Annotated in this window: 14 protein-coding genes; 7 read left to right on the top strand and 7 right to left on the bottom strand. The window is 75.0% G+C overall.

The window, feature by feature from the left end; translation table 11 throughout:
* Positions 1-257 precede the first annotated feature (257 nt).
* Positions 258-842, top strand: a complete 585-nt coding sequence (locus ACFV1L_RS01355; RefSeq protein ID WP_380361865.1) for a TetR family transcriptional regulator — start codon at positions 258-260, stop codon at positions 840-842.
* 7 nt (positions 843-849) lie between these two features.
* On the opposite strand, the gene metG is transcribed toward ACFV1L_RS01355, so the two are convergent.
* The 4 genes from metG to ACFV1L_RS01335 all read right to left on the bottom strand — a co-directional run bounded on the left by metG (position 850) and on the right by ACFV1L_RS01335 (position 4859).
* The gene (gene metG / locus ACFV1L_RS01350; RefSeq protein WP_380361864.1) at positions 850-2559 is read right to left on the bottom strand and encodes a methionine--tRNA ligase; all 1710 of its coding nucleotides are present in this window, start codon (positions 2557-2559) and stop codon (positions 850-852) included.
* A 185-nt stretch (positions 2560-2744) separates the two neighbouring features.
* Positions 2745-3950 (bottom strand): hypothetical protein, encoded by a 1206-nt coding sequence (locus tag ACFV1L_RS01345; RefSeq protein WP_380361862.1) that lies wholly within the window; start codon positions 3948-3950, stop codon positions 2745-2747.
* Between the two features lie 22 nt (positions 3951-3972).
* Positions 3973-4365, bottom strand: a complete 393-nt coding sequence (locus ACFV1L_RS01340) for a hypothetical protein (protein ID WP_380361861.1) — start codon at positions 4363-4365, stop codon at positions 3973-3975.
* Complete coding sequence (locus ACFV1L_RS01335) at positions 4362-4859, bottom strand: SigE family RNA polymerase sigma factor (RefSeq protein WP_380361860.1); 498 nt, start codon at positions 4857-4859, stop codon at positions 4362-4364. The genes ACFV1L_RS01340 and ACFV1L_RS01335 overlap by 4 nt, the downstream gene beginning before the upstream one ends.
* Before the next feature lie 141 nt (positions 4860-5000).
* Between ACFV1L_RS01335 and ACFV1L_RS01330 the strand changes: the two genes are divergently transcribed.
* From ACFV1L_RS01330 to ACFV1L_RS01320, 3 genes are all read left to right on the top strand, one after another.
* The gene (locus tag ACFV1L_RS01330; protein ID WP_380361858.1) at positions 5001-5750 is read left to right on the top strand and encodes an ABC transporter ATP-binding protein; all 750 of its coding nucleotides are present in this window, start codon (positions 5001-5003) and stop codon (positions 5748-5750) included.
* On the top strand, positions 5747-6490 hold the full coding sequence (locus tag ACFV1L_RS01325; protein ID WP_380361856.1) for an ABC transporter permease: 744 nt from the start codon (positions 5747-5749) through the stop codon (positions 6488-6490). The genes ACFV1L_RS01330 and ACFV1L_RS01325 overlap by 4 nt, the downstream gene beginning before the upstream one ends.
* A 90-nt stretch (positions 6491-6580) precedes the next feature.
* Positions 6581-7246: a PH domain-containing protein gene (locus ACFV1L_RS01320; protein ID WP_380361855.1), complete on the top strand. Its 666-nt coding sequence runs from the start codon at positions 6581-6583 to the stop codon at positions 7244-7246.
* A gap of 66 nt (positions 7247-7312) precedes the next feature.
* Here ACFV1L_RS01320 and ACFV1L_RS01315 read toward each other — a convergent pair whose 3' ends face one another.
* The 3 genes from ACFV1L_RS01315 to ACFV1L_RS01305 all read right to left on the bottom strand — a co-directional run bounded on the left by ACFV1L_RS01315 (position 7313) and on the right by ACFV1L_RS01305 (position 10609).
* On the bottom strand, positions 7313-9010 hold the full coding sequence (locus tag ACFV1L_RS01315) for a phospho-sugar mutase (RefSeq protein ID WP_380361853.1): 1698 nt from the start codon (positions 9008-9010) through the stop codon (positions 7313-7315).
* Positions 9011-9184: 174 nt separating this feature from the next.
* Complete coding sequence (locus ACFV1L_RS01310) at positions 9185-10015, bottom strand: purine-nucleoside phosphorylase (protein ID WP_380361851.1); 831 nt, start codon at positions 10013-10015, stop codon at positions 9185-9187.
* 156 nt (positions 10016-10171) lie between these two features.
* Positions 10172-10609, bottom strand: a complete 438-nt coding sequence (locus tag ACFV1L_RS01305; protein WP_380361849.1) for a gamma-glutamylcyclotransferase — start codon at positions 10607-10609, stop codon at positions 10172-10174.
* A 134-nt stretch (positions 10610-10743) separates the two neighbouring features.
* Between ACFV1L_RS01305 and ACFV1L_RS01300 the strand changes: the two genes are divergently transcribed.
* The 3 genes from ACFV1L_RS01300 (at position 10744) to ACFV1L_RS01290 (ending at position 14730) form a co-directional block, all read left to right on the top strand.
* Positions 10744-12198: an NAD(P)H-quinone dehydrogenase gene (locus ACFV1L_RS01300; RefSeq protein ID WP_380361847.1), complete on the top strand. Its 1455-nt coding sequence runs from the start codon at positions 10744-10746 to the stop codon at positions 12196-12198.
* A 197-nt stretch (positions 12199-12395) separates the two neighbouring features.
* The gene (locus ACFV1L_RS01295; protein WP_380362175.1) at positions 12396-13313 is read left to right on the top strand and encodes a DeoR family transcriptional regulator; all 918 of its coding nucleotides are present in this window, start codon (positions 12396-12398) and stop codon (positions 13311-13313) included.
* Between the two features lie 112 nt (positions 13314-13425).
* A complete protein-coding gene (locus tag ACFV1L_RS01290) occupies positions 13426-14730 on the top strand; it encodes a condensation domain-containing protein (protein WP_380361844.1) in 1305 nt (434 codons plus the stop codon).
* Positions 14731-14902: the final 172 nt, after the last annotated feature.

Raw genomic sequence — 14902 nt, 5'->3', positions numbered from 1 at the left:
GGGCGCCGTGTTGCCGGCGGTCGGAGACAGCGGTTGGTCGTGGCTGCGGCGGGCCTTACGGCGGGGAGCCGAAACGGCGGAACGCCATGCGCCCCGTTGGCCCTCCGCAGACATGGCCTCGCCGTTCCCCGAGCCCCTGGCGGGGCTCTCGCCGTTCCCCGAGCCCCTGGCGGGGCTCTCGCCGTTCCCCGAGCCCCTGGCGGGGCTCTCGCCGTTCCCCGAGCCCCTGTTTTCGCGCCCACCTGCACAATGGCTGCGTGAGTGAAAAGGCGAGGGGGCGGCGGCCCGGGGGTGAGGACACGCGCGGGGCGGTCCTGGTCGCGGCGCGGGCCGAATTCGCGGCGAGGGGGTACCAGAAGGCGAGCATGCGGGCGATCGCCCGGGCCGCGGGGGTGGATGCGGCGCTGCTGCACCACTACTTCGGCAGCAAGGACCGGCTGTTCATGGCCGCGCTGGAGTTCCCGTTCGAGCCGCGGGCGGTGGTCGAGGACGTGTTCGGGGGCGATCCGGCGACGGTCGGGGAGCGGGTGGCGGCGTTCGTGGTGGGCCTGTGGGAGCAGCCCGCGGTGCGTGAGCGGCTGCTGGCGCTGGTGCGGACGGCGGCGGCGAGCGAGGAGGTCGCGGCGCTGATGCGGTCGTTCATGGTGGCCGAGCTGGTCGACCGGGTGGCGGCCCGACTGGACGTCGAGCAGCCGGAGCTGCGGGTGGAGCTGGTGATGTCGCAGGTCGTCGGCCTGGCGATGGCCCGGTACGTGATCGCGGTGGAGCCGCTCGCCTCGGCACCCCCGGAGGTGCTGGTCCCGTTGCTGGGCCGCACCGTCCAGGGGTACCTGGCGGGTTGACGGGGGGTCAGGCCGCGCCGCCGCCGAAGCGCTCGGTCCAGGTGGCCAGGTCCTCGTCGGTGATCTTGGCGAACAGCACCGGGGGCACGGTGAAGCCGGTGCCGGCCGGGACGAGGGACAGCGACCGGGCCTCGTCGGCGGTGACCCAGGTGCGGGTGTCGCCGTCCAGCGCGAAGGACTCGCGGATGGTGCGGGCGGCGGTCGGGATGAACGGCTCGGAGACCACCGAGTAGAGGTGGATCAGGTTGATCGCGGTGCGCAGGGTGCGGGCCGCGGCCTCCGGGTCGGTCTTGATCTGCGTCCAGGGCGCGGTGACGTCGAGGTAGGCGTTGCCGGCCGACCAGAGCGCGCGCAGCGCCTGCGCGGCCTTGCGGAAGTTGAGCGCGTCGAGCTGGGCCTCGTACTCGGCGAGCAGGTCGGCGATCTGCGCGCCGAGGGCGGTCTCGGTCTCGCTGTTCTCCGCGCCGGCCGGGACCTCGTCGCCGAAGCGCTTGCGGCTGAAGGAGAGGACGCGGTTGACGAAGTTGCCGAGGGTGTCGGCGAGGTCCTTGTTGACGGTGGCCGCGAACAGGTCCCAGGTGAAGCTGGAGTCGTCGGACTCGGGGGCGTTCGCCATCAGGTAGTAGCGCCAGTAGTCGGCGGGGAGCAGTTCGAGGGCGACGTCGGTGAAGATGCCGAGCTTCTGGCTGGTGGAGAACTTTCCGCCGTAGTAGGTCAGCCAGTTGAAGGCCTTGACGTAGTCGACCTTCTTCCAGGGCTGGCGCGAGCCGAGGATGGTGGCGGGGAACATCACCGTGTGGAACGGGACGTTGTCCTTGGCCATGAACTCGGTGTAGCGGACGGTGTCGTCGGCCTCGTACCACCAGGAGCGCCAGTCGCCGCCGGTCGCGTCGGCCCACTCCTTGGTGGCGCCGATGTACTCGATCGGGGCGTCGAACCAGACGTAGAACACCTTGCCCTCGGCGGCCAGTTCGGGCCACACGTCGGCCGGGACGGGGACGCCCCATTCGAGGTCGCGGGTGATGGCGCGGTCCTGCAGGCCCTCGGTGAGCCACTTGCGGGCGATCGAGGAGGCCAGCACCGGCCAGCTGTCGCCGTGCTCGGCGATCCAGGCCTCGACCTCGTCGGTCAGCTTCGACTGGAGCAGGAACAGGTGCTTGGTCTCCCGGACCTCCAGCTCGGAGCTGCCGCTGATCGCGGAGCGCGGCTCCAGCAGGTCGGTCGGGTCGAGGACGCGGGTGCAGTTCTCGCACTGGTCGCCGCGGGCCTTGTCGTAGCCGCAGTGCGGGCAGGTGCCGACGATGTAGCGGTCGGGCAGGAAGCGGCCGTCGGCGATCGAGTACACCTGGCGGATCGCCCGCTCCTCGATGAAGCCGTTGGCGTGCAGCTCGCGGGCGATCTCCTGGGTGATCTCCCGGTTCTGCGGCGAGGACGAGCGGCCGAACCAGTCGAAGGACAGCTGGAAGCCGTCGTAGACGGCCTTCTGCTGGTCGTGCGCGCGGGCGCAGAACTCGGCGACCGGCAGTCCGGCCTCCTGGGCGGCCAGTTCGGCCGGGGTGCCGTGCTCGTCGGTGGCGCAGATGTACAGCACCTCGTGGCCGCGCTGGCGCAGGTAACGGGAGTACACGTCCGCCGGGAGCATCGACCCGACCATGTTGCCCAGGTGCTTGATCCCGTTGATGTAGGGAAGCGCGCTGGTGATCAACTGCCGAGTCATCCTGAGGAGCTCCGATGCTCTCCGGCGGGCACGCGGCGGTGCCCGCGAGCGGGTGTCGAGGGCCGGTCCGCGGCGCGCTGTCGGCAGCCGCCCGGCCGCCGCAATCGTACCGAACCGGCCCGCCGTTGCCGCACCGCTTATTGCCGGGCTGTCAAGCCCCGTGACGGGACCGCGCCGACGGATCGTCAGATCGCGTAGGGCCAGGCGGTGAGCAGGTAGGCGCCGTACCAGCAGCCGAACAGGGCCGCGGCGGCGAGGACGGCGATCCGGGTGGAGCGGCGGGCCCGGGAGAGGGCCAGGGCGGCGGGCAGCAGGAAGATCAGCGCGGGGGCCAGCAGGCGGGGCTTGCAGTGGTAGTAGTTGCTCTGCGCCAGCGTCAGCACCACCACCGTCGCGCCGTAGACCAGCAGCGGCGGCCAGGTGGTGCGGCGGACGGCCTGGGCGGCGCCCAGCAGGTGGGCGAGCAGCAGGACGGCGATCGAGACCGGGACCCAGCCCTCGCCGGTCCGCAGGGTGTCGGCCAGGAACTGCCAGAGCGAGGCGCCCCAGTCCCAGTGGGTGTTCCAGCCGGCCTCCTGGACGGTGAACCAGGCGTCGGCGTCGCCCAGCCGGTCGCCGACCCACCACAGGTACAGCGGGGTGCCGGTGCAGGCCAGCGCGGTGGCGAGCAGCGGGCGCACCGGCAGGCGGCGTTCGCGGCGCAGTTCGAGCAGTGCGGCGACGCCGAGCGCGGCGACCACCGCGAGGCCGGCCGGCCGGGTCAGCCCGGCGAGGAACGCGCACAGGCCGGCGGCGGCCCAGTTCCGGCGGTGCGCGGCGAGCAGGGTGCCGGCGGCGACGGCGAGGAACAGCGACTCGCTGTACGCCATGAAGAACACCAGCGACATCGGCTGGGCGGCGGCCAGCAGGACCAGCGCGACGGTGGCGGCGCGCCGGGTGTACAGCCGGCTCACCAGCCGGTGGACCAGCACCAGGGCGGCCAGCAGGGCCAGTTGGGCGGTGAGGATCCCGGCGGCGGCCCAGCTCAGGCCGGTGGCGGCGTGCACGGCGCGGACCAGCAGCGGGAACAGCGGGAAGAACGCCAGGTCGTTGCCGGTGAGCTGCCCGGCCGCGGTGTAGCTGTACGCGTCGGGGTAGCCGTCGGCGGCTATCGCCAGGAAGTGCCGGGCGTCCCAGGCGGTGAGCCGGTCGGTCAGCGTGGTGCCCGGCCGGGTGATCATCACGGCCAGCAGTGCCAGGTGCAGCACCAGCGCGCCCGCGTGCACCGCGAGGGCCGGGCGGACGGCGTGCCACAGGCGGGCGGGCAGGTCCGCGGCGGGCGGTGCGGGGGCGTGGTGCGGGGCGGGCGGGGCGGCGGGCAGCGGGCGCTCGGCGAGCGGGGTGCGGGTCATCGGGGTCCTGGTCGGTCGGGGCTCAGGGCCGGGTGGGGCTGCCGCCGGGAGCGGGCGGCGGCGAGGAGATCGACGCGGACGGCGGGGGCGGGGGGCTTCCGGTCGGCGAGCGCGAGGGCGTCGGGCCGGGGGTGACGGAGGCGGTCGGCGCGGGGGTGACCGAGGGCGTCGGCCGTCCGGTGACCGCCGGCACCCCGGCCGGGCCGACCGGGCGGGGAGCCCGGCCCGGGACGAGCGACGCACCGACGGCCGCCGCCAGGCAGGCGGTGACGGCCACGGTCGTGCCGACCCGGACCCGGCGCCGCCGTCGGCCGAGGGCGGCGATCCGCGGTGCGGGGGCGGCGGCGGCGCGGGCGGCGGCGGCGTCGGCGGCGGCCCGCAGCGCGCCGGTCAGGCGGGCGTCACTGGAAGTCATCGGGTGTTCTCCTCGGCCTCGGAGGGGGCGTCGAGCTGGTGGGCGAGGGCGGCCCGGGCCCGGGACAGGTGGGCCTTGACGGTGCCGGGGGCCATGCCGGTCTCGGCGGCGATCCGGTCGAGCGGCAGGTCGCAGACGTAGTGGAGGGCGGCGCACAGCCGCTGGCGCTCGGACAGGCGGCGCAGCGCGGCGGCCAGGTCGACGGAGGCCGGGTCCGGTCCGGCGACGTCCGCGGGTTCGCCGTGCCGCCGCCAGGCCCGGGCGGCGGTGCGGGCCCGCCGCCAGCGGCTGATCGCCAGGCGTCCGGCGACGGTGCGGACCCAGGCCTCGGGGGCCTGGTCGCGGTCGAGGGTGCGGCGGTGGCCCCAGGCGCGGACGAAGGCCTCCTGGACGACGTCCTGCGCCTCGTGCAGGTCGCCGGTGACCACGTACAGCTGGCCGGTGAGCCGGTGGACCGAGTGGCTGTAGAACTCGGTGAACTCCTCCTCGGTCATCGGTCGGCTCCTTGCAGGTTCGGTTGCTTACTCCTGCCTACGAACGGCGCCGCCGGTCCGGTTGACAGGGGGTGACGCAGCTCACGGCGGCGGGCGTGCGGAGCCTTGACGCGGTCCGGGGCGCGGCGCAGAATTCATCACATGATGAATTCTCCGGCGGGGCCGTCCGCCGACCCCGCGATCCGGATCACCGGACTCGTCGTCCGGCGCGGCGGCACCACCGTGCTGCCCGGCCTGGACCTGGACGTCCCCCGCGGCACCGTCACCGGCCTGCTCGGCCCCAGCGGCTGCGGCAAGACCACCCTGCTGCGCAGCATCGTCGGCGTGCAGCGCACCGCCGCCGGCGCCGTCACCGTGCTCGGCCGGCCCGCCGGCAGCCCCGCCCTGCGCGACCGGGTCGGCTACGTCACCCAGGCCCCGTCCGTGTACGGCGACCTGACGGTCGGCGAGAACCTCGCCCACTTCGCCGCCGTCCTCGGCGCCCCGCGCACCGACCCCGAACGGGTGATCGCCCTCGTCGGACTGGACGCCCACCGCCGCACCCCCGTCGCCCGCCTCTCCGGCGGCCAGCGCGCCCGGGTCTCGCTCGCCGCCGCCCTGCTCGGCCGGCCCGAACTGCTCGTCCTCGACGAACCCACCGTCGGCCTCGACCCCGTGCTCCGCCGCGACCTCTGGCAGCTGTTCGGCGCGCTCGCCGCGGCCGGCGCCACCCTGCTGGTCTCCAGCCACGTCATGGACGAGGCCACCCGCTGCGACCGCCTGCTGCTGATGCGCGACGGCAGGCTGCTCGCCCACGACACCCCCGCCGCACTGCTCGCCGCCACCGGCGCGAGCGACGTGGAGAGCGCCTTCCTCACCCTGGTGCAGCACCCGCAGGAGACCGTCCGATGAGCGCCGCCGTCCGCCGCACCCTGGCCACCGCCCGCCGCGTCCTCGCCCAGCTGCGCCACGACCCGCGCACCGTCGCCATGCTGCTCGGCGTCCCCTGCCTGCTGCTGGTGCTGCTCAAGTACATGTACGACCGGCAGCCCGGCACCTTCGACCGGGTCGGCCCCGAACTGCTCGGCGTCTTCCCCCTGGTGGTGATGTTCCTGGTCACCTCGGTGGCGATGCTGCGCGAACGCACCTCCGGCACCCTGGAGCGGCTGCTCACCATGCCGCTCGGCAAGCTCGACCTGCTGCTCGGCTACGCCCTCGCGTTCGGCGCCGTCGCCCTGGTGCAGGCCGCGCTCGCCTCCGCCCTCACCATCGGACTGCTCGGCCTGCACGTCGCCGGACCCACCTGGCTGCTGTTCGCCGTCGCCCTCGCGGACGGGCTGCTCGGCATGGCCCTCGGCCTGCTGGTCTCCGCGTTCGCCGCCACCGAGTTCCAGGCCGTCCAGTTCCTGCCCGCCGTGCTGCTGCCGCAGCTCCTGCTGTGCGGGCTGTTCGTGCCCCGCGCCGACATGGCGCCCGTGCTGCGGGCCGTCTCCGACGTGCTGCCGCTCTCCTACGCCGTCGACGCGACGGGCCGGATCACCCGGGAGAGCGGTCCGGGCGGCCCGGTGCTCGCCGACCTCGCGGTGGTGGCCGGCAGCGCGCTGCTCGCGCTCGCCCTCGGCGCCGCCACCCTGCGCCGCCGCACCGACTGAACGCCCCAGGTCACGGGACGGGTCATTCGTGACCGTCCCGTGCCCCCGCCGCCATTGGGGACGGCCCCCGGCTGGGGCAGAATCGACGCCATGACCGAATCCGACCGGACACCCGACCCGGGGTCCGCCGCCGACGGGCCCAAGTACGCCGACCGCGTCTACCGCTCCGTTCCCGGCGTCATCGCCGGCGTCATGCTGCTCGGAGTCGCCGCCTGGCTGATCATCGACGCCGTCGTCTCCGGCACCGGCGCCACTCCGTGGGTGGCGCTCGCCGCCGCGCCTGTCTTCGGCTTCCCGGTGGCCGCCTACACGCTGCGGCCCGTGGTGAAGTCCAACGACCAGCGGCTGCTGGTCCGCAACCCGCTGCGCACGGTGGTCGCGCCGTGGGCGACCGTGGAGGGGCTGCGGGCCGGCTACTCGGTCGAACTCTTCGCCGGCGGACGCAAGTTCCAGGTCTGGGCGGTTCCCGTCTCGCTGCGCCAGCGCAAGAAGGCCACCCGCCGGGCCGCGAAGGCCGCCGCCGCGGGCGACCCGCACCTGCCCGCCGCGCGCGGCGCCAAGGCCGCCCGCGCCGACCAGCTCGACCCCACCCGGGCCTGGTCGGACGCCGTGGTCGCCAGCCTCCAGGAGCAGGCGGAGCGGCACGCGGGCGATCCCGGCGCCGCCGGCGAGGTGCAGGCCACCTGGTGCTGGTGGGTGATCGGCCCCACCGTGGCCGGCCTGATCGCCCTGGTCTCGGTCGTCCTCGCGACCTGACCGCCCTTCGACGCCGCAGGGCCCCGGGAGCTTCCCGGGGCCCTGCGGCATGTCGGCGACGGTCCGTCAGGCGAGGCCGGCAGCGACCGCGAGGTCCTGCTTGAGGATGTCCATCAGGTCGCGGGCGCGGTCCCGGGCGGAGTCCAGGCCGGCGGCGGAGGCGACCGGGAGGACGGCCTCCAGGTAGCACTTCAGCTTGGGCTCGGTGCCGGAGGGGCGGACCACGATCCGGGCGGAGTCGACGGACGGGCCGGCCAGGTAGTAGCGCAGACCGTCGGTGGGCGGCAGCTCGGGCGTGCCGGCGGTGAGGTCGTCGGCGCGGGTGACGGTGAGGCCGGCCAGCTCGACGGGCGGCTTGTCGCGCAGGGTGCGCATCGCGTCGGCGATCACCGACAGGTCGTCGACCCGGACCGAGAGCTGGTCGGTGGCGTGCAGGCCGTGCGCGAGGGCGAGTCCGTCCAGCAGGTCGGTCAGGGTGCGGCCGTCGCGCTTGAGGCCGGCGGCGAGTTCGGCGATCTGCAGGGCGGCGGTGATGCCGTCCTTGTCGCGGACGCCGTCCGGGTCGACGCAGTAGCCGAGCGCCTCCTCGTAGCCGTAGCGGATGCCCTCCGCGCGGGAGATCCACTTGAAGCCGGTGAGGGTCTCCGCGTAGCCGAGGCCGGCCGCGGCGGCGACCTTCCCGAGCAGGGTGGAGGAGACGATGGTGGTGGCGAACACGCCGCTCGCGCCCTTGGCGGCGAGGGCCGCGCCGAGCAGCACGCCGACCTCGTCGCCGCGCAGCATCCGCCAGTCGCCGTCGGCGGTGGGGACGGCGACGGCGCAGCGGTCGGCGTCCGGGTCGTTGGCGATCACCAGGTCCGGGCGGGCGGTGCGGGCGGCGGCGAAGGCCAGGTCCATCGCCCCCGGCTCCTCCGGGTTGGGGAAGGCGACGGTGGGGAAGTCCGGGTCCGGTTCGGCCTGTTCGGCGACCACGGTGGGCGCCGGGAAGCCGGCCCGCTCGAACGCGGCCAGCAGCACGTCCCGGCCGACGCCGTGCAGCGGCGTGTAGACGGTGGACAGCTCGCGCGGCCCGTCGGCCTCCAGCACGCCGGCCGCCCGGGTCAGGTAGGCGTCCAGGACGTCCTCGCCGAGCACCTCCCAGCCGTCCTCGGCGCGCGGGACGTCGGCGAGCGCGCCGAGCGCGTCGATCTCGGCGGCGATGTCGGCGTCGGCGGGCGGCACGATCTGCGAGCCGTCGCCCAGGTACACCTTGTAGCCGTTGTCCTGCGGCGGGTTGTGGCTGGCGGTGACCACCACGCCGGCCGCCGCGCCCAGGTGCCGGATGGCGTACGCGAGCACCGGCGTGGGCAGCGGGCGGGGCAGCAGTGCGGCGCGCAGGCCGGCGCCGACCACCACGGCGGCGGTGTCGCGGGCGAAGTCGTACGACTTGTGCCGGGCGTCGTAGCCGATCACGACCAGGTCGCCGAGCTCCGGGTGCTTGCGGACGTACCCGGCGAGGCCGGCGGCGGCGCGGATCACCACGGCGCGGTTCATCCGCATCGGGCCGGCGCCGAGTTCGCCGCGCAGTCCGGCGGTGCCGAACTGGAGGCGGCCGGCGAAGCGTTCGGCCAGCTGCGACCAGGCGATCCGCTCCTCGGCCTCGGCCTCCGGGCCCTCGGCGGCGGCCAGCAGCGCGGCCAGCTCCTCGCGGGTCTGCGGGTCGGGGTCCTCGGCCAGCCAGGCCCGGGCCCGGTCGAGGAGGTCGTTGGTGGGTGCCTTCGGCATGCGGCCCGCTCCCTGTGGGTGTGGTGACGAGGTGAAGTGACGAGGCGTGCGAGGACGGGAGCGCGAGGGCCCCGTGGCAGCGGCAGCGGCGCAGCACGCCGTACCGCCGCCGCGGGGCCCTCATTCTCCGTCAGAGGTGGTGCGCGGCCGGGGAGTCGCCTCCCCGACGGGGTGTCAGATCCGCTCCAGGACCTTCGCCAGCAGGGCGCCCATCCGCTCGGCGGAGGCGCGGCCGGCCTCCAGCACCTCGGCGTGGTTGAGCGGTTCGCCGGTCATGCCCGCGGCCAGGTTGGTGACCAGCGAGATGCCGAGCACCTCGGCGCCGGCCTCGCGGGCGGCGATGGCCTCCAGGGTGGTGGACATGCCGACGAGTTCGCCGCCGATCACCCGGGCCATGTTGACCTCGGCCGGGGTCTCGTAGTGCGGGCCGCGGAACTGCACGTAGACGGCCTCGTCCAGGGACGGGTCGACCTCGCGGCACAGCGCGCGCAGGCGCTTGGAGTACAGGTCGGTGAGGTCGACGAAGTTGGCGCCGACGATCGGGGAGTCCGCGGTCAGGTTGATGTGGTCGCTGATCAGCACCGGCTGGCCGGGCGTCCAGCCGCGGCGCAGGCCGCCGCAGCCGTTGGTGAGCACGACGGTCCGGCAGCCGGCCGCGGCGGCGGTGCGCACGCCGTGCACCACGGTGGCCACGCCGTGGCCCTCGTAGTAGTGGTTGCGGCCGAGGAAGACCAGGGCGCGGCGCTCGCCCTCCCCGGGCATCCGCACCGAGCGGATGGTGCCGGCGTGGCCGGCGACGGCCGGGGCGGGGAAGCCGGGCAGGTCGGTGACCGGGAATTCCGCGAGGGTCTCACCGAGGGCGTCGGCGGCGGGCACCCAGCCGGAGCCCATCACCAGGGCGACGTCGTGGCGCTCGGCGCCGGTGAGTTCGCGCAGCCGGTCGGCTGCTTCCCGGGCGGCGGCGTAGGGGTCGGCGGAGACGACCGTCTGAGGAGATGCGTTCACACGGTCGAGGATAGGTCAAATCTGCCTACGCGCGTAGACAACCGGGCCGAGCCATGCCGGATCGTTACCCGGAATGTGCCGAACGCCAGCATTCGTCCGCCCCGCGCCGGCCGGCCCGCGGCCGAACTCCCGTCCGCCGCAGGCGTGCAGGCGAGGTCAGCAGGGGCGGCGGCGCAGGTCCAGCACGTAGTCGTCGGGGGCGCCCGCGCTCTCCGCGGCGTCCGCGATCAGGCCGAGGTAGCGAGCGGCGGGCAGGCCGCCCTCGTAGTCGTTCAGCACGTACGTCCACACCGGGACTTCACCGTCCAGGGTCTGCGCGCGCAGCTTCACCTTGCGGTAGATGCCGAGCTGCACGCCCTCCCAGCGGTCCAGGCCGTCCTCGTCCATCGGGGCGACGTCGTAGAGCGAGACGAAGACCTGCTCCTTCTCGTCCTCCACCACGGTGGCCAGCGAGCCCTCCCAGCCCAGCTGCTCGCCGCCGAAGGTCAGCCGCCAGCCGGTCAGCCAGCCGGAGCCGCGCAGCGGGGAGTGCGGGGCGCGCCGGCTCATCTGCCGGGCGTCGAGGTTGGTGGCGTAGGCGGCATAGAGCGACATGACCGCCAGCCTACGGGAGCGGCCCGTCCGACCAGGCGCGCCCGCGGCGGCCGGACCCCGCTCCCGCGCGCGGGCGGGATGCAAGGGTCAACAACAACGGCCCCGGCGTGGAATCGGTTCCGGCATGCGGGACAATGGAGCACGTGACTCGGATCGTGATCATCGGTGGCGGACCAGGCGGATACGAGGCGGCCCTCGTGGCAGCCCAGCTCGGCGCGGAGGTGACCGTTGTCGACCGCGACGGTCTGGGCGGATCGGCGGTGCTGACGGACTGCGTGCCGTCCAAGACGCTGATCGCCACCGCCGAGGTGATGACCAGCTTCGACAGCTCGTACGAGGAACTCGGCATCCTGGTCGCGGACGGCACGCCGGACGCGGCCGACCCGGCCCGGGTGGTCGGGGTCGACCTCGGCAAGGTCAACCGGAGGGTGAAGCGGCTGGCGATCGCCCAGTCGCACGACATCACCCAGGCGGTGACCCGGGCCGGCGTCACGGTGCTGCGCGGCCGCGGCCGGCTCGGCGCCGGCGGCCAGGCGATGGACGGCTCCCGCGAGGTGCTGGTCGACCTCGCCGACGGCACCGTCGAGTCGCTGCGCGCCGACGCGGTGCTGATCGCCACCGGCGTCCGCCCGCGCGAGCTGCCCGACGCCCAGCCGGACGGCGAGCGGATCCTCGCCTGGACGCAGGTGTACGACCTGGAGGAGCTGCCGCGCGAGCTGATCGTGGTCGGCTCCGGCGTCACCGGCGCCGAGTTCGCCGGCGCCTACCAGGCGCTCGGCTCGAACGTCACGCTGGTCTCCTCGCGCGACCGGGTGCTGCCGGGCGAGGACCCGGACGCCGCCGAGGTGCTGGAGGACGTGTTCCGCCGCCGCGGCATGAACGTGATGAGCCGCTCCCGCGCGGAGAGCGCCAAGCGCATCGGCGACCGGGTCGAGGTGACGCTGGCCGACGGCAAGGTGATCAGCGGCACGCACTGCCTGATGGCGGTCGGCTCCATCCCCAACACCGCGGACCTGGGCCTGGAGGAGGCCGGCGTCGCGGTCAACGACTGGGGCCAGATCAAGGTGGACCGGGTCTCCCGCACCTCCGCCCCCGGCGTGTACGCGGCCGGCGACTGCACCGGCGTGTTCATGCTGGCCTCGGTGGCCGCGATGCAGGGCCGGATCGCCATGTACCACGCGCTGGGCGACGCGGTGCAGCCGCTGAACCTGAAGACCGTCGCGTCCAACGTGTTCACCGACCCGGAGATCGCCACCGTCGGCTACACCCACGCCGACGTGACCTGCGGGAAGATGGACGCGGTCGAGGTCAAGCTCCCGCTGCGCGGCAACCCGCGGGCGAAGATGCAGGGCATCCGGGACGGCTTCGTGAAGCTGTTCGCGCGCCCGGGCACGGGCATCGTGGTGGGCGGCGTGGTGGTCGCGCCGCGCGCCTCCGAACTGATCCATTCCATCTCGCTCGCGGTGGACAACAACCTGACCGTCGAACAGGTGGCCGGTGCGTTCACCGTCTACCCGTCGCTGTCCGGCTCCACCGCCGAGGCGGCCCGCCAGCTGCACATCCGCAAGCGCGAGGGCGCCGGTTCCTGACGTTCCGCCAGGTGTTCGGGCCGAGTCGGGCGCACGCCGCCCGGCTCACCCGCCCGGCGGAGCGCGCATTGTACGGTCGCGCGCCGCTCCCAGGTGAGCAAATCCAGTTACCAGGTGCAAACGCCTGAAAGCAGACGGTCACTCGGGTTACCGTCGGTTCTGTGTTTGCTGCAGAACGTCGCCAGTTGATTCTCGAGATGGTGCGCGCCAACGGAGCCGTGTCGCTCCGAGAGCTGGCCCGCGTCGTCCAGACCTCCGAAGTCACCGTCCGCCGGGACGTGCGGGCGCTGGAGGCCGAAGGGCTGCTCGACCGCCGGCACGGCGGCGCGGTGCTACCCGGCGGCTTCAGCCGGGAGCCCGGCTACCCGCAGAAGACCCACCTCGCCGCGGCCGAGAAGAGCGCCATCGCCGATCTCGCCGCGGGCATGGTCGAGGAGGGCGACGCCATCGTGGTCGGCGCCGGCACCACCACCCAGGAGCTGGCCCGCCGGCTCGCCCGGGTGCCCGGGCTGACGGTGGTCACCAACTCGCTGCTGGTCGCCCAGGCACTGGCGCACGCCAACCGGGTCGAGGTGGTGATGACGGGCGGCACCCTGCGCGGCTCCAACTACGCCCTGGTCGGCAGCGGCGCCGAACAGTCGCTGGCCGGGCTGCGGGTCACCAAGGCGTTCATCTCCGGCAGCGGGCTGACCGCCGAACGCGGCCTGTCCACCGCCAACATGCTGTCCGCCAGCGTCGACCGGGCACTGGTGCAGGCCGCCACCGAGGTGATCGTCCTCGCCGACCACACCAAGCTCGGCGCGGACAGCATGTTCCAGACCGTCGCCACCGACGCGATCACCCGCCTGGTCACCGACGAGCACACCGCCGCCGAGGACCCGACGGCCCGCGAACTCGACGCGCTCGCCGACTGCGGGGTGCAGATCTCCGTCGCCGCGCTCGGCCTGCACGCCGAGACCCCGCCGGTGCACCCGCAGCCGTCCGCCGCGGCGCCGCGCCGGCCCGTCCCGCCCGCCGGGGTCGCCCCCGGCGCCCCGCTGCCCGGCCAGCGCCGTCCCGCCCCGCACGGCGCGCCGCTGCCGACCGTCCCCCGGCTCGCCGAGCGGATCCGCTGACCTCTTCCGGCCCGGCGGCCACCGCCCTCTGGCCGCCCCGCCCGCCCCGCTTGTAGCGTCTGCGCCCATGGACGCAGCGAGCGAAACACTCGACCGCACAACGGAGTTGACGGTGCGTGGGGCCCGAGGCGGGTACGGTCCCGCGACCTGGGGGCAGCGGGCGATCCACAGCGCGCTGGCCGAGCTCGGCCCCGACGCGCCCCGGTACAACCTGCGGCTGGCCGCCCCGGTCGAGCCGGGCCTGCCGCTCCCGGAGGCGCTCCGCGCCTTCACCGAACTGCTGCACCTGCACGACGCGCTGCGGACCCGGCTGGTCGAGGAGGACGGCGACCTGGTCCAGCGGCTGGACCCGGACGGGACACTGCCGGTGACGGTGCTGCACCGCGACGGCGCCGAGCAGGCCGCCGGGGCGGCGGCCGAACTGCTCGCCGCGTTCGCCGGCCGGGCGTTCGACCTGCCGCGGGAGTGGCCGGTGCGGCTCGGCCTGGTGGTGGTCGACGGCATGGTCCGGCAGACCGTGCTGGTGCTGTCGCACACCGCCGCGGACGGCTGGGGCATGCGCCGCGCGGTCCGCGACCTGACGCTGCTGGCGGGCGGTCGGACCGCCGACGGGCTACGGGCCGGGCGGACCTTCGCGCAGCCGCTGGAGGAGGCCGCCGAGCAGGACTCGCCGCGCGGCCGCCGCCGGGACGCCGCCGCCCGCCGGCACTGGCGGGACCGGCTGACCTCCGGCCCGCGCGCCCAACTCCCGCGCCCGGCGGACCGGCCGGACCCGGACCGGCCGTTCCCGTACGCGGTGCTGCGCTCCCCGCAGCTGGCCGCCGCGCTGCCCCGGGCCGCGACCCGGCTGCGGACCGGCGACGCCACGGTGCTGCTGGCCGCGGCCGCCACCGAACTGGCGCGGCTCGGCGGGCAGCGCGAGGTGCTGTTCCAGGTGGTGGTCGGCAACCGGTTCTCCGAGCGGGCCGCGGAGGCCGTCACCACGCTCGCCCAGGAGGGCCTGTTCCACCTCCCGGAGCTGGGCGCCGACTTCGCCGACACGGTCCGCCGCTGCCAGGGCCCGGCGCTCGGCGCCTACCGCCACGCCGGCTACCACAAGCCGCGGTTGGACGCCGACCTGGCCGCGCTGCGGGCCGCCGGCGTCGAACTGGCCGACCACTCGGTGATCTGGAACGACACCCGGGACCCGCTGGCCGCGCTGATGCCCGACGGCCTCGGCGAAGCCCCGGCGGCGGAGCGGGAGTTGACCTTCCCGGCGGTGTTCCCGGCCCGCCCCGGGGTGTCCCTCGCGGTGGACGTGGCGGCCGTGCCGGGCGCGGTCGAACTGCGGATGGTCGCCGACGGCGCCCTGCTGGACCGCGCGCGGATGGCGCAGTTCCTGTGCGGCATCGAGCGGTCGGTGCTGGACGCCGCGTGACGCGGGCGGCGTCGGGCGGCCGGTGCCGGACGCGGCCCCGCGAACGCCGACGGGCGGCGGGAGTCCGCGGACCCCCGCCGCCCCCCGCCGCCCGGGCGCGGGGGGCGGCGGCCGTGGTAGAGCCGGGCGCCGGGGCGCGGGGGGCCACCGGGGCGGCGACGGGCGACAGGGC

Source organism: Kitasatospora sp. NPDC059646 (assembly GCF_042734615.1).
Taxonomy (GTDB): domain Bacteria; phylum Actinomycetota; class Actinomycetes; order Streptomycetales; family Streptomycetaceae; genus Kitasatospora.
The sequence above is the reverse complement of the archived record's forward strand: the minus strand, read 5'-3'. Positions and strand labels throughout refer to the sequence as shown.

What these genes read in the sequence shown, in the direction of transcription:
- metG (WP_380361864.1), bottom strand. Translation starts at nt 2,559, where the DNA reads ATGACTCGGCAGTTGATCACCAGCGCGCTTCCCTACATCAACGGGATC.
- ACFV1L_RS01345 (WP_380361862.1), bottom strand. Translation starts at nt 3,950, where the DNA reads ATGACCCGCACCCCGCTCGCCGAGCGCCCGCTGCCCGCCGCCCCGCCC.
- ACFV1L_RS01340 (WP_380361861.1), bottom strand. Translation starts at nt 4,365, where the DNA reads ATGACTTCCAGTGACGCCCGCCTGACCGGCGCGCTGCGGGCCGCCGCC.
- ACFV1L_RS01335 (WP_380361860.1), bottom strand. Translation starts at nt 4,859, where the DNA reads ATGACCGAGGAGGAGTTCACCGAGTTCTACAGCCACTCGGTCCACCGG.
- ACFV1L_RS01330 (WP_380361858.1), top strand. Translation starts at nt 5,001, where the DNA reads ATGATGAATTCTCCGGCGGGGCCGTCCGCCGACCCCGCGATCCGGATC.
- ACFV1L_RS01325 (WP_380361856.1), top strand. Translation starts at nt 5,747, where the DNA reads ATGAGCGCCGCCGTCCGCCGCACCCTGGCCACCGCCCGCCGCGTCCTC.
- ACFV1L_RS01320 (WP_380361855.1), top strand. Translation starts at nt 6,581, where the DNA reads ATGACCGAATCCGACCGGACACCCGACCCGGGGTCCGCCGCCGACGGG.
- ACFV1L_RS01315 (WP_380361853.1), bottom strand. Translation starts at nt 9,010, where the DNA reads ATGCCGAAGGCACCCACCAACGACCTCCTCGACCGGGCCCGGGCCTGG.
- ACFV1L_RS01305 (WP_380361849.1), bottom strand. Translation starts at nt 10,609, where the DNA reads ATGTCGCTCTATGCCGCCTACGCCACCAACCTCGACGCCCGGCAGATG.
- ACFV1L_RS01300 (WP_380361847.1), top strand. Translation starts at nt 10,744, where the DNA reads ATGGAGCACGTGACTCGGATCGTGATCATCGGTGGCGGACCAGGCGGA.
- ACFV1L_RS01295 (WP_380362175.1), top strand. Translation starts at nt 12,396, where the DNA reads ATGGTGCGCGCCAACGGAGCCGTGTCGCTCCGAGAGCTGGCCCGCGTC.